Annotated in this window: 12 protein-coding genes; 9 read left to right on the forward strand and 3 right to left on the reverse strand. The window is 73.2% G+C overall.

Annotation, left to right across the window (positions count from 1 at the left end; genetic code table 11):
• Positions 1-10 precede the first annotated feature (10 nt).
• The 6 genes from ACGF12_RS29145 (at position 11) to ACGF12_RS29170 (ending at position 6,260) form a co-directional block, all read left to right on the forward strand.
• Positions 11-1,678 carry a sensor histidine kinase gene (locus ACGF12_RS29145; protein WP_393036311.1) on the forward strand — a complete coding sequence of 556 codons (1,668 nt, stop codon included), beginning with the start codon at positions 11-13 and terminating at the stop codon, positions 1,676-1,678.
• Between the two features lie 136 nt (positions 1,679-1,814).
• Entirely contained in the window at positions 1,815-2,483 is a 669-nt protein-coding gene (locus ACGF12_RS29150; protein WP_393036314.1) for a response regulator, read from the forward strand.
• Between the two features lie 554 nt (positions 2,484-3,037).
• Positions 3,038-3,796, forward strand: a complete 759-nt coding sequence (locus tag ACGF12_RS29155; protein ID WP_393036317.1) for a transglycosylase family protein — start codon at positions 3,038-3,040, stop codon at positions 3,794-3,796.
• A gap of 188 nt (positions 3,797-3,984) precedes the next feature.
• Positions 3,985-4,671: a class I SAM-dependent methyltransferase gene (locus ACGF12_RS29160; RefSeq protein ID WP_393036320.1), complete on the forward strand. Its 687-nt coding sequence runs from the start codon at positions 3,985-3,987 to the stop codon at positions 4,669-4,671.
• Between the two features lie 99 nt (positions 4,672-4,770).
• Complete coding sequence (locus ACGF12_RS29165) at positions 4,771-5,526, forward strand: SDR family NAD(P)-dependent oxidoreductase (RefSeq protein WP_393036323.1); 756 nt, start codon at positions 4,771-4,773, stop codon at positions 5,524-5,526.
• Positions 5,527-5,654: 128 nt separating this feature from the next.
• Positions 5,655-6,260: a TIGR03086 family metal-binding protein gene (locus ACGF12_RS29170; RefSeq protein ID WP_393036326.1), complete on the forward strand. Its 606-nt coding sequence runs from the start codon at positions 5,655-5,657 to the stop codon at positions 6,258-6,260.
• A 20-nt stretch (positions 6,261-6,280) separates the two neighbouring features.
• Here the strand turns inward: ACGF12_RS29170 and ACGF12_RS29175 are convergent, their stop codons facing one another.
• Entirely contained in the window at positions 6,281-7,516 is a 1,236-nt protein-coding gene (locus tag ACGF12_RS29175; protein ID WP_393036329.1) for a hypothetical protein, read from the reverse strand.
• Positions 7,517-7,778: 262 nt separating this feature from the next.
• On the opposite strand from ACGF12_RS29175, the gene ACGF12_RS29180 reads away from it, so the two are divergent.
• The gene (locus ACGF12_RS29180; protein ID WP_393036332.1) at positions 7,779-8,177 is read left to right on the forward strand and encodes a hypothetical protein; all 399 of its coding nucleotides are present in this window, start codon (positions 7,779-7,781) and stop codon (positions 8,175-8,177) included.
• 215 nt (positions 8,178-8,392) lie between these two features.
• On the forward strand, positions 8,393-8,800 hold the full coding sequence (locus ACGF12_RS29185; protein WP_393036335.1) for a hypothetical protein: 408 nt from the start codon (positions 8,393-8,395) through the stop codon (positions 8,798-8,800).
• Between the two features lie 53 nt (positions 8,801-8,853).
• On the opposite strand, the gene ACGF12_RS29190 is transcribed toward ACGF12_RS29185, so the two are convergent.
• Together ACGF12_RS29190 and ACGF12_RS29195 are read right to left on the reverse strand one after the other, a co-directional pair.
• Positions 8,854-9,318, reverse strand: coding sequence for a (2Fe-2S)-binding protein (locus ACGF12_RS29190; protein ID WP_393036338.1), 465 nt, complete (start codon positions 9,316-9,318; stop codon positions 8,854-8,856).
• Positions 9,319-9,348: 30 nt separating this feature from the next.
• Positions 9,349-11,883 carry a molybdopterin cofactor-binding domain-containing protein gene (locus tag ACGF12_RS29195; RefSeq protein ID WP_393036341.1) on the reverse strand — a complete coding sequence of 845 codons (2,535 nt, stop codon included), beginning with the start codon at positions 11,881-11,883 and terminating at the stop codon, positions 9,349-9,351.
• A 197-nt stretch (positions 11,884-12,080) separates the two neighbouring features.
• Between ACGF12_RS29195 and ACGF12_RS29200 the strand changes: the two genes are divergently transcribed.
• The gene (locus ACGF12_RS29200; RefSeq protein WP_393036344.1) at positions 12,081-13,343 is read left to right on the forward strand and encodes an MFS transporter; all 1,263 of its coding nucleotides are present in this window, start codon (positions 12,081-12,083) and stop codon (positions 13,341-13,343) included.
• Positions 13,344-13,434: the final 91 nt, after the last annotated feature.

Raw genomic sequence — 13,434 nt, forward strand, 5'->3', positions numbered from 1 at the left:
GCCTCGACGGGTGGAAGCAATCGCGCGGGCCTGGTCGAAGGCGGTACGAACGGCGCTGCCCGGGCCCTGGCCCCGGCGGCGGGTGGTGGGCGAGGCCGTGCAGGCCCTGTTCATGGGTGTGGTCGCCGGCCTGCTGGAGCTGGTCAGCCGTACCGGTCTGGCGGTCCCCTTCGGGATCGCCGTCGCGGTGCTGTGGGTGCTGCGACGGGGGCTCCCGGCCACCGCGCTGGTGCTGGCCGGGGCGATGACCGGCTGGTCGTTCGGGCCCCTGCCGATGCTGGTCTGCGCGGGCTGGGCCGCCGGGGCGCGGATCCGCCGGGTCGGGCGACTGCTCGGCTCCTTCGTGCTGAGCTATCTGCTGTTCAACGTGACCGGGACGCTGAAGGACGGCGCCCTGGCCCCGCTCAAGCTGATCATCGGACTGTCGCTCGGCATGTTCCTGGTCTTCGTCGTCCTGCCCGCGCTCTACGGCCGCTACCGGGCGCAGCGCCGCGCCCTGCTGGACGCGCTGCGCGAGCGCAACGACCAGCTGGTGCGCGAGCGGGTCATGGTGGTGCACCAGGCGCGGCTGCGCGAGCGGCACCGGATCGCCCAGGACATGCACGACAGCCTGGGCCACCAGCTCGCGCTGATCTCCGTGCACTCGGGCGCGCTGGAGGTGGACCGCACCCTCACCGACCGGCAGCGGGAGGCGGTCGGCGTGCTGCGGCAGGCGGCGGTCGCGGCGATGCGCGAACTGCGCGAGGTGGTCGGGGTGCTGCACGACGATTCGACGGCGCTGCCGCCGACGGTCGGGGCGCAGGGCGCGGCGCCGGTCCGCGGCGGGGTGGACGGGATCGTGGAGCTGGTGGAGTCCTCCCGGGCGGCCGGGACGGAGGTGGCCCATTCGACCGAGGGCGAGCGGCGCCCGCTGGCGGCCGTGGTCGACAACGCGGCGTACCGGATAGTGCAGGAGGCGCTCACCAACGCGCACAAACACGCCCCCGGCGCGCCGATCGCCGTCGCGCTCCGGTACGAGCCGGACGCGCTGGTGGTCGAGGTCACCAACTCCCGCGCGCCGGAGCTCGTCGGCGCACACGCCGGCGCGGGGGCGGTCGTCAGCGGGGGGCAGGGGCTGACCGGGCTGCGCGAGCGCGCCCGGCTGGTCGGCGGCATGGTGCACGCCGGAGCGACGCCCGAGGAGGGTTTCCGCCTGGCGGCCGTCCTCCCGTACGAGGGGGCGGAGAGCGAGGGGGCCGCCGCCCTGGCCGGCGAGGAGGACCGGTTCCTCGACGGCCTGCCACCGGCCGACGGGACGGGCGACGGGCGGCGCAGCCCCGCGATCGGCTGCGCGGCCGGGGTCGGCGCGGTCACGCTGGTCGTGGTGGTCCTGGTGATCTGGGGCGTGATGGGCTTCGTCCGCGGCACCACCGACTCGACGGTGCAGATGTCGGTCTACGACCAGATCCGGCCGGGTGAGTCGAGGGCCGAGGTGATGCGCCGGCTGCCGCCCGGCAACGACTTCTTCACGTCCGGCTTCGAACACGACGGACCGACCCAGCCGGAGGGCTCGCACTGCCGTTGGTACTCACTGGAGAAGGGCGACTCGGACGAGTCCTGGTCGGAGACCCACGTGGCGCGGTTCTGCTTCAAGGGCGGGGTGCTGGTGGACAAGGTGGAGTACGTCACCAAGAACTGACCGCCTGGCTCGGCTCCCGGCTCCCGGCTCCCCGGGGCCCGGGGAGCCCGGGCGGGGGCCCGGCCGGGGTGTGCGTTCGGCCGGGATGTGAGGATGGTGCCGCAGGTGCAGCACTGTTCGAGGGGAATGACCACCAGTGATCCGAGTCCTCGTCGCCGACGACGAGCCGCTCATCCGGGCCGGGATCAGGATGATCCTGGGTTCGGCCGACGACATCGAGGTGGTCGCGGAGGCCGCCGACGGCCGGGAGGCACTGGAGCTGGCCCGGGCGCACCGGGTGGACGTGGTGCTGCTGGACATCCAGATGCCGGTGATGGACGGGCTGACGGCGCTCGGGGAGCTGGCGAGGGTCGCACCCGGCGCACGGGCGATCATCCTCACCACCTTCGGGGAGCGCGAGAACGTCCTGCGCGCCGTGACCGCGGGCGGCGCCGGATTCCTGCTCAAGGACACCGCCCCGAACGAGCTGATCCAGGCCGTCCGGGCGGCGGCCAGCGGCAACGCCTTCCTCTCCCCGGCGGCCACCCGGCACATCGTCGACTCGCTGGCCTCCGGCCGCAGCGGCTCGGCGGCCGCCCGCAGCGCGCAGGCCCGGCGCCGGCTGGAGGTGCTCACCGAACGCGAGTCGGAGGTGCTGGCGCTGCTCGGCGAGGGCCTGTCCAACGCCGATGCGGGGGCGCGGATCCACATGAGCGAGGCGACGGTGAAGACGTACGTCAGCCGGATCCTGGCCAAGCTGGGCTGCGAGAACCGGGTCCAGGCGGCGCTGCTGGCGCGGGACGCCGAGCTCGACGGTCGTAGCTGAGCGCGTTCACGTGGTCGCGATGGGTGGTGGGTGTGGCGGATCCCACCCGACCCGGTCGCCGAACGGGGAACTCCGGATTACTCGGTGACGGTGCGTCAGTTCCCGATTGCGGTGGGTGGACGGTGTGCCCGAGTTCACGGCTGGACAGATGTGAGTGAGGGCACGGAAATTGATCGTTTCATCCCGAAAATGCGGTCAAACCCGGTCGAACCGGGCGCCCTTTCTTGATCGATACCGCCGGTAACAGTCAACTGAGCTGCGACGACCAAGAATTGCTTGCTGCGTCCCGGACATGCCCCTAGCTTTCTTGGCGGCGCAACGAGCGCCACCCGGGTTCACCCCGACGCACTGCCCGCCGACCGACCCACGGCGCGAGGGCGGTGCCCGCCGACGAGACCGGCTCGAACAGGCCGTCGGCGAGCGGAGGTGGCCGGGGCGGTACGGCACGTCCGACACGTGCTCGGCCGCCCGACGAGTGAGGCAAGCGCGACCGACCGGCCCATGTCCCGGGCCTGGTTCCGGCTGCCCGCCCGGGGCTTGTCGAGAGGAATTTCATGACTTCCCGTCACGAGACCGCCGCTGCCACCGACACCACCGCCAGCACCAAGCGCAACCGCGTACGGATGGCGGTCGTCGCGGGTGCCGCCGTCGCGGCCCTGCCGGTGGCCGGCCTCGTCACGGCCACCTCGGCCTCTGCCGCGACCACCTCCGCCTGGGACGCCGTCGCCCAGTGCGAGAGCGGCGGCAACTGGAGCATCAGCACCGGCAACGGCTTCCACGGCGGACTGCAGTTCACCCCGTCCACCTGGGCCGCGTACGGCGGGACCGCGTACGCCTCCCAGGCCAACCAGGCGACCAAGGCGCAGCAGATCGCCGTCGCCGAGAAGGTCCTCGCTTCGCAGGGGCCGGGCGCCTGGCCCGTCTGCTCGCAGAAGGCGGGCCTGAGCAAGGGCGGCGCCCCGGCGGCCGTCGACACCTCGGCGGACAGCGCCGCCGCGGCCAAGCCCGCCCCGCGGGCCGAGAAGCCCGCCGCGACGCCGAAGGCGGCCCCGAAGGCCGCCCAGCCGGCCGCGCCCAAGGCCAAGCAGGCGCCGAAGGCCGCCAAGGGCCAGCCGTCCGCCAAGCCGGCCCAGTCCGCGCCGGTCGCGGAGAAGAACACCACCGGCGGCAGCTACACCGTTCGCAGCGGTGACACGCTGAGCGGCATCGCCGCCAAGTTCGGCGTCGACACCGACGGCCTGTACAGCAAGAACGCCCGCACCATCGGCGGCAACCCGGACCTGATCTTCCCGGGGCAGACCCTGACCGTCTGACGCCTCCCGCGTCCTGACGCCGCCTGAGCGGCCACCCCTGCGCGGGGTGGCCGCTCGGCGCGTTCGCGGTTCCCGCGCGCCGGGTCCGTGCGTCTGGCTCCCCACGGGGGATCCCGTCGTGGGTTCCCGCGCCGGACTTCTCGGGCTGGACTTCTCGGGCCGGATTCCCGCGCCGGTAGGGTCGAATGATGGTTCGACTCATCAGCGACAGTGAGCTCACGGCCAGCTCCGTGGTGGCCAACAGCACCATGAACCGCGAGCGCGGACTCAGCGGCGTGAACAGCTATGCCCGCGAGCTCGGCTTCGACCCGGCGGCCTGGCTGGCGGAGCGCGGTGGTTCGGCGCCCGCCTGGCTGGACCTGTGCAGCGGGGAGGGGCGGGCGCTCACGGAGGCCGCGTGGCTGCTGCCCGCGGAGGTCGAGCTGACCGGCGTCGACCTGGTCGGGCCGCTGGCCCCGCCACCGGACGCGGCGACCCGCCCCCGGCTGAGACTGGTCACCGCGGCGCTCGCCGATTGGGCACCCGAGCGGTCGTACGACCTGATCACGTGTGTGCACGGCCTGCACTACCTCGGCGACCAGCTCGGCGCGATCGCCCGGGCCGCCTCCTGGCTGACCCCGGACGGCCGGTTCGCCGCGCACTTCGACCCGGAGTCGGTGCGCCGGCCCGACGGCTCCGTCGCCGCGCGCGCCGTGGTGGCCGCGCTGCGGGCGGCCGGGTTCGAGTACCGGGCGCGCCGACGCCTGCTGCTCCTCGACGGCGGGCGGCCGGTCGAGCTGCCCTTCGACTACGCGGGCGCCGACCCGTCGGCCGGGCCGAACTGGACCGGGCAGCCGGCGGTCGGCTCGTACTACCGGGGGCGCGCGGAGTCGTAGTTGAACGTTGAACGCAACGTCTGAATCCCGCCGGAGTCGGGGAGGGCTTCGGTGGAGGATTGCCTCATGTCCGAGACCGGAGCAAGGAGTTCTGTAGATATGACGATGAACGGTACGGCGGCGCTCGACGGCAAGGTGGCCCTGGTGACCGGCGGCAGCCGGGGGATCGGGGCGGCGGTCGCGCTGCGGCTGGCCGAGGACGGTGCCGACGTGGCGCTGACCTACCAGGGTGCGGCCGACCGGGCCGAGGAGGTGGTCGCGAAGATCAGCGCGATGGGCCGGACCGGTTGGGCCGTCCGGGCGGACGGCGCCGACCCGGAGGCGGTGCGCGCCGCGGTGGCGGCGGTCGCCGAGCGGTTCGGTCGGCTGGACATCCTGGTGAACAACGCGGGCGTCGGCGCCGGAGGGCCGATCGAGGAGATGACGCTGGACGAGATCGACCGGGTGCTGGACGTGAACGTCCGGGCGCCCTACCTGTTCGCGCAGGCGGCGGCCACCCACCTGACGGGCGGGGGACGGATCGTCGGCATCGGTAGCTGCATCGCGCAGCGCGTCGCCTTCTCCGGCGCCACGCTCTACGCGACCAGCAAGGCCGCGCTGATCGGTCTCACCAAGGCGCTGGCCAGGGAGCTCGGTCCGCGCGGGATCACCGTCAACCTGGTTCACCCGGGCCCGATCGACACCGACATGAATCCGGCCGACGGCGAGTCCGCCGACTTCCAGCGCGGCTTCACCGCGCTCGGCCGCTACGGTACGGCGGCGGAGGTGGCGGCCGCCGTCGCCTACCTGGTCGGCGACGAGGGTCGGTACGTCAGCGGTGCGGAGCTCGCGGTGGACGGCGGGTTCGCGGTCTGACGGTCTGACGGTCGGTCTGGGCCGGTCGGGGTCGGTCGGGGGGCCGGTGTCGTGCCGGGCGGTCGTGGGCGTACGTGCTTACGATCACCCGGCACGACCCGTCCCCCTTCCCGACCGAGAGGTGTGCCATGACCGCCGTGGACGACCCGATCGAGTTGCTCGCCCGGGCCCTCGCGCAGACCGCCGGTCTGATCGACGGCGCCGGCGTCGAGCTGGCCGGGCACCCGACCCCCTGCCGCTCCTGGGACGTCGGCGACCTGATCAGCCATCTGCTGTTCGACCTGCGGCAGTTCACCGTCCGGGCGCAGGGCGGGCAGCCGGACTGGTCGCAGCCCTTCGAACGGGTGGAAGAGGAGTGGCTGCACGCCTTCGAGGCCGGCGCGGAGCGGCTGGTCGAGGCCTGGCGCGCGGCCGGGGACCTCACCGGGACGGTGGAGGTCCCCGGCGTCGGCGCCCTCCCGGCACGTTTCCCGGTGGACCAGCAGGTCGCCGAATTCGCCGTCCACGCCTGGGACTTGGCCAGAGCCACCAGCCAGTCCACGGACGGTCTGGACCACGAGGTCTCGGCCGCCGCCCTCACCTGGGCCCGCGGCGCGCTCAAACCCGAGTACCGCGGTGAGGAGTCCGACCAGCACGCCGTCGGCCCCGAGGTCCCCGCCCCGGCGGACGCCCCGCCGTACGACCGGCTCGCCGCGTTCTTCGGCCGCGACCCCTGGGCGGGCTCCGGTTCGTGACGGCGGTCCGGGACCGTGGGTCAGCGGAGGGCGGCCAGCACGGCGCCCCACTGGGAGGTGGTCCGGCCGGCGGCGACGCAGTGCTCGGCGTCGGTCGCGATCCGGTGCGCGGTGGTGAGGCGGTAGGACGAGAGCTGGAGGGCCGGCAGGGTGGTCCAGCCGGTGCCGAACTCCGGGGCGGTGCCGGTGTTGCTGCCGACCGCGCTCACCAGAAGGTCGCCCGGGTCGCAGGTGGTGGCGGTTGCCGCGGTGGTGAAGTCCGTACCACCGGCGTCGCCGGAGGCACGGGTGACGGCCCGGACGGTGGTGACGCCCCGGAACTCGTCCACGGTCATGTGGTACTCGCCGGCGCGCGGGTAGTCGGCGCGGATCGAGTCGGTGGTGGTCAGGGCGGTGGCGCCGAAGGCGGCGAGGACGAGCACCCGGTGGCGCAGCGAGTCGGTGACGTCCCCGAGGACCTGGAAGCGGTCGCCGCGACTGTCGGTGACCTTGACCGGGCCGGGGCAGGTGCCGGTGAGCATCATCGCGACGACCAGGGTGTCTCCTGGGGTGACCGCGACGTGTACGGGGGTCGCGAGTCGCGTACTGGAGGCGGCCTGTTGGTCGTAGGCGGTCCGGGCGATCCAGGACCGGGCCTCGGTGCTCGGGGTCGCGCCGTCCGGTGCGGGCGTCGGCTGCGGGTCGGGGGTGTCCGGTTCGGCGGACGGACAGGTCCGCGCGTCGGGCTGGGCGGCGGGCGCGCGGATCGCGAGCAGGCCCAGCGTGCCGAAGACGCCGAGCAGCAGGCCGACGAGCAGGCTGAGCGCGTGGGTCCAGATCCGACGGCGGTGCGGGTACGGTACGGCCGACGGTAACGAGGGCGCGGACGGTACCGACGGCACCGGCGGCACGGCCGGGGGACGGGACGGCCGCGGTTCCGGGTCCGACGTCACCGCAGGTGCGGGGAGCACGGGGACCGCGGGGACGGCGGGCCGCTCCCCGTTGACCGCCGCGCTCCAACGGCGGTGCCACTCCTCCTCGTTGCCGCCGCAGGCCTGGACGAAGGCCCTGGTGGTGGCCCAGGACGGGAGCCGCGAGCCGCAGGCGGCCTCGTAGAGCGTGGTGTGGGAGATCGAGCCGGCCGTCCTGGCCATCGTGCGGAACGAGGGCTGGCCCGCGTCCAGCCGGAGGGTGCGCAGCTCACCCGCGAAGCTCTCGGCGGCAGTGGGCGAGGCTGCCCTTTGCCCGGGTCGCGGGTCACGTGCGTGCTCCGCCATGACGCCCCCTGTTGTCAGATGTCAGATCCCTTGGTGGCGCTGCTTGCTTGTTGCGTACGGATCATAGCGGCGTGTGACGGCGACGATCAGAGGTCTGGCGACTTTCCTCGGGGGATGGCGCGTTCGGGGTGGTCAGCCGCCCGTGTCAGCTGTTGTCAGATCTCGGTGGCCCGTATCGAACACCACCGCCTGTCGGGTCAGCTGGCACCGCCGTCGAGGTCAAGCGGACGGCACAACGGTTCGACAGGAAGGGAGAATCGACATGGTCAAGAGCCTGCTTGGCAGGATCGGACGGCGCGGGGCGACCGCGGTGGCCACGGTGGCGCTGGCGGCCGGCGGGGTCGGCCTCTCGGCGGGCGAGGCGTCCGCCTATGGGTGGGTCACCATCAGCGGCCCGATCCCCATCGGCCAGGGGGTGGGCGTCTACGCACAGCCGACCACCATGTCGCCGAAGGTCACGGGAGACCTGCACTCCGGGGACTTGGTCGACGTGGTCTGCTGGACCAGGGGTCAGGACATCAACAACGGCGGCAACGTCTGGTACCGGGTGGACGCCGTGCACTCCGCCTACTACGGCGACTGGCACGGAGTCGGCTACGTCTACGGCTCCTACGTGGACGGCGGCCTCCTGTGGCACCAGGGCGCTGTGCCGCCGTGCTGAGGTCCCGCTGAACCGGATGTGCCCCCGTCCGCCGGACGGGGGCACGTCGTGTTGTCAGCTGTCAGGCGGCCTGTTCGGGCTTTCGGCCGACGCTGTCAGCTGTTGTCAGTTCCTGTCAGGCGGTACCGAACACCGGCGGTGATCGGGTCAGCTGGCTCCGCCGTCGAGGTCAACGGAACGGCACTGAAGCGGTTCGACCGGACAGGAGAATCGGTATGGTCAAGGGCATTCTCAAGAAGATCGGGCGTCGGGGCGTCACCGCGGTGGCCGCGGTGACGCTGGCGGCGGTCGGGGTCGGCATGTCGGCGGGCGACGCAAACGCCGTCGGCTGGTACTACCTCAACAACCACCCCACCGGCCACGGCGTGGGCGTCTACTCGCAGCCGTACTCGTGGTCGGGCAAGGTTGCCGGCGACCTGTGGTCGACCTCGTCCTCCGGGGACGCGGTCGACATGGTGTGCTGGACCACGGGTGAGGACATCAACAACCAGGGCGACGTCTGGTACCAGGTGACCACCGTGTACTCCGCCAGCTACGGCTACCACGGCCAGACGGCCTACGTGTACGGGGCCTACACCGACGGTAACTGGAACTTCCACGTGCCGACCATCCCGCAGTGCTGATCCTGAGCTGACCAGGTGTGCCCCGCCCGTCCGTCGGGCGGGGCACACCCGCGTCAGTGCGTCTGCTGGGCCGCCGCCGCGCGCTTGATCGCCTCGCGGATGCGCGGGTAGCTGCCGCAGCGGCAGATGTTCTGGATCTGGTCGATGTCCGCGTCGGTGGGGTTGGGCGTGCGGCGCAGCAGGGCGACCGCCGTCATGATCTGGCCGGGCTGGCAGAAGCCGCACTGGGCGACGTCGCAGTCGATCCAGGCCTCCTGGACCGGGTGCAGGGTGTCGCCGTCGGCGAGGCCCTCGATGGTGGTGACGGTGTGGCCCTCGCAGTCCTTGACGGAGCGGGTGCAGGGCTGGAACTCCTGGCCGTCGAGGTGGCTGGTGCAGGCCCGGCAGACGCCCACCCCGCAGCCGTACTTGGGGCCGGTGACGCCGAGCTTGTCGCGCAGCACCCAGAGCAGCGGCATGTCGTCCGGGGCCTCGACGGTGACGGGCTGCCCGTTGAGGACGAAGGTGTGGGTGGGCATGGGGAGTTGTGATCCTCGGGCTCTGGGTGATCAGAAGTTGATGGGGAAGGAGCGCGGGCTGGTGCCGGTCGCGCGCGCGTAGGCGTTGGCGACGGCGGCCGAGGCCGCCGGGACGCCCAACTCGCCCGCGCCGCCCGGGGCTCCGCTCGGCGGCATCAGGTGGATCTCGACCACCGGCGGGGTGTGCCGCTGTCGGGCGTAGTGGAAGTCGGCGTAACTTCCCTCCCGTACCGCGCCGTTGTCGATGTGGTTGCCCGCCTGCAGGATGACCGAGATGCCGTCGATCAGTGCGCCGGTCAACTGGGCTTCCAGGCCGCGGGGGTTGATGACCTGGCCGACGTCGGCGGCGACCACCGCCTTGGTGACCCGGGGGTTGGCCCGGTCGGAGGCGTCCAGTTCGACCAGGTAGGCGACCCGGCCGCCGTTCTCGTCGTGGTAGCCGATGCCCTGGGCGTGGCCGGCCGGCATCGGGCGGCCCCAGGCGCCGGCCTTGGCGACGGTGTCCAGGACGGCCTGTCCGGCGGCGCCGCGCACCCGGGCGCGGCGGAAGGCGACCTCGTCCTGGCCCATCCGGCGGGCGAGTTCGTCCATCATGATCTCGTCGGCGACCCGGACCATGCCGGAGTAGACCGAGCGCCAGCTGCCGGTGTGCATGGCCAGCGGCAGTTCGGCGAGCAACTGGGTGGGGATGCCGACGTTGTACGGGTTCTTCTCGGTGAGCAGGAAGAAGGCCTGGGCGAGGCTGAGCCCGGCCAGCGAGAGGTTGAACCCGGCCCCGGTGAGCGCCTCGCCGAGGCCGTGCGAGAGGTCGGTCCGGACGGTGGCGGCGCGGTGCTCCCAGGTGAGCACCTGGCCGAGGCCGTAGGTGGCGCGGATCCGGTGGTGGCTGGCGGGGCGCATCCGGCCGTGGCGCATGTCGTCGTTGCGCGTCCACATCAGTTTGACCGGGCGGCCGGCGGCCTGGGAGATCTGGGCGGCCTCCAGGGCCGCGTCGAAGAACAGCCGGCGCCCGAAGGAGCCGCCGCCGCGCACCACGTGGACGGTGACGGCGTTCTGGGGCAGGCCGAGTTCGGCGGCGATGGTCTGCTGGGCGATGATCGGGCTCTGCGCGGCGAACCACAGCTCGGCGCGGCCCGGCCGCACGTCGGCGACGGCGGTCAGCACCTCCATCGGGGCGTGGTTGACGAAGGCGAAGTCGAACTCGCCGTCCAGGTACGGGGTGAGCAGCGGCGGCAGCAGGAACGGCGCGTGCGCGGCGCGCAGTTGGGCCTGGATGTCGGCGGTGGACAGGTCGGCGACCGGACCGGGGTTCCAGGTGGTGCGCAGGGCGTCGCGGGCCTTGAGCGCCTGGTCGAAGGTTTCGGCGAGGACGGCGACGCCGCTGGGGATCTGCACCACGGCGAGCACCCCGGGCATGGCGCGGGCGACCGAGGCGTCCAGGGACTTGAGGGTGCCGTTGATGGTGGTCGGGCGGGCGACCACGGTCGGCGCGGCGCCCGGGATCTGGAGATCCCCGGCGTACTTGGCGCGTCCGGTGACGATGTCGCGGGCGTCGATCCGGCCGGTGGGCGTGCCGACCAGGCGCCGCTGGTCGGCCGGCTTGGGCGTGCCGGGCACGGCGGGCAGCACCACCGCGGCGGCGTCGGCGGCGAGTTCGCCGTAGCCGAGGCGGCGGCCGTCGGGGGCGAGGACGGCGGAGTCGGCGGTGCGCAGGGTGGTCGCCGGAACGTTCCAGCGGTTGGCGGCGGCGGTCACCAGCCGGGCGCGGGCGGCGGCCGCGGCGGCGCGCACCGGGTCGTACAGCGAGCGCACCGAGTTGGAGCCGCCGGTCAGCTGGTTGAAGAGCAGTTCGGGGCGGCCGTCGGAGAGCGGGACGTCCACGTCGGTGAGCTTGGCGTCGAGTTCCTCGGCGACCAGCATGGCGATCGCGGTGGTGAGGCCCTGGCCGACCTCCAGGCGCGGCAGGTGGAGCGCGGCACGCCCGGCGGGGGTGATTTCGAGCACCAGCAGGTGCGAGGTGGGCAGTCCGGCGAGGATCATCGCGTCGCCGAGGTCGAGGACGTCCGGGATGCCCGGCAGGCCGAGCAACTGCGGTGGCGCGGCAGCGTCCTGGGCGGCCGCGGCGGCCTGTACGGCGGCCTGGGCGGAGGCGGGTGCGGCGGCGTCCAGGCCGAGCCGGGCGGCGACGGTGAGGGTCGGGGCGGCCAGCAGGTAGGTGAGGAATCGGCGCCGACCGGTGCCCTCGGCGGCGGCCGGTTCGGTCGTCCCGCCAGGGTCGGTGGAGTCCGGGGACGCGATGGAGGTGCTGATGGGAGGAAACCCTTCGCGCGGGAGACGGCGCCGGATCGGGCGGGCACGGACGGCCCCGGCCCCGGTGCCGGATCGCGAACGCCGTTGAGCATAGGAGGGCCTTACTGACGGGTCAACACGGCCAATCTTGGCCCTCCGGCCGGGTGATGGAGGTGCTCCGTCCGCTTGGGGCGGGGGAGTCGGAGCGGGTACGGACGGCGCTTCGATCGCACGGGCGCGGCCGGTGCGAACCCGGTTCAGGCGCGCATATTGCATCAACAGCCCATTGTCGTACGGGAGTTCTCTGCTCGGTCGGCGGTGCGGCGGAGCATGCAATTGGACCAGGAAAATTCAAGATCAATGGACCTGTCAGGCGGTCCACTTGTTCCCTAGGCTGGGCGGTGCCCCACTGAGAGCCGCCCCGAGCGGGTGTGAACGTCCGGCCCGCGCGCCGTCCGTCCGACAGGAGAGAAGTGCCGAACCAGAGCGTCGCCAGGTCCGCCCTGCTGCCCCCCGCCGGCCCCCAGCGCACCCTTGCCGCCGCCCAGTTGGCGAGCGCGGTGGGCGACGGCGCCTACTACACCTGCTCCGCGCTCTACTTCACCCGCGTCGTCGGCATGTCGGCGACGGCCCTCGGCATCGGCCTCGCCGTCGGCTGGGCGGTCGGCTCGGTGGCGGGCGTCCCGCTCGGGCACGTCGCCGACCGTCGGGGCCCGCGCCGCACGGCGGTGGCGCTCGTGCTCGGCGCGGCGGCCGTGGTCGCCGTCTTCCTGGTGATCCGCTCCTACCTGCCGTTCCTGCTCGCCGTCTGGCTGTACGCCACCGCTCAGTCCGGACTCACCGCCGCCCGGCAGGCGCTGGTTGCCGGCCTGGTGTCGCGCGCCGAACGGACCGGACTGCTCGCCCACCTCCAGTCAACCCTCAACGGGGGACTGGCCGTTGGCGCCGCGATCGGCGGCATCGCGCTCACCATCGGCACCCGGACCGCCTACCTCGGCGCCTTCGTCGTCACCGTGCTCGGCCTCCTGGCCGGTGCGCTGCTGCTCCGTCGGCTCCCCGAAGTCCCGCCCGCGGAAGCGGAGTCGGGCACCGGCCCGCGCCTGGCCGTGCTGCGGGACCGCCGCTACGCCGCCGTCACCCTGGTCAACACCGTGCTGCTGCTGCGGATGCCGCTGCTCAGCCTGATCTTCCCGCTGTGGATAGCCCAGCGGGCCCCCGGGCTCGGCTGGCTCGGCTCGGCCCTGTTCGTGCTCAACACCGGGGCGGTGCTGCTGTTCCAGGTCCGGGCGGCGCGCGACGTCACCGGGCTGGACTCGGCGGTGCGGGCCGTCCGGGCGGCCGGAGTGCTGCTGCTCCTGTCCTGCGCGGTCTGCGGGCTGTCCGTGCTGGACGTCCCGGTGTGGGCGGTCGGCGCGCTGCTGGTGGGCGGGGCCGTGCTGCAGGTGGCCGGTGAGATGCGGCAGTCGGCAGGCTCCTGGCAGCTCGGCTTCGACCTCGCGCCGCCGGAGCGGATCGGCCAGTACCAGGGCTTCTTCGGCACCGGCGTCGCCGTCGCCCGCACCCTCGGGCCGCTGCTGCTCACCACCCTGCTGCTGGACGGCGGGCTCGCGGGCTGGCTGGTCTTCGGCGGAGTGTTCCTCGCCGCCGGCTACGCGATGGGCCCGGTCGCCCGCTGGGCGGCGCGGGACCGTGACCGCGTGGCAATGGCTCCGGCGGTCGCCACCGCCCAGGGCTAGTCCCAACGCCGTGTAGATAGAGCCTGCGGGTTCCGGTCACGGGTCTGGTGTCGTCAGGATGTCGATGCTGATGGTGGCCTTGTAGCTGGTC

The organism is Kitasatospora sp. NPDC048296 (assembly GCF_043201815.1).
Taxonomy (GTDB): Bacteria; Actinomycetota; Actinomycetes; order Streptomycetales; family Streptomycetaceae; genus Kitasatospora.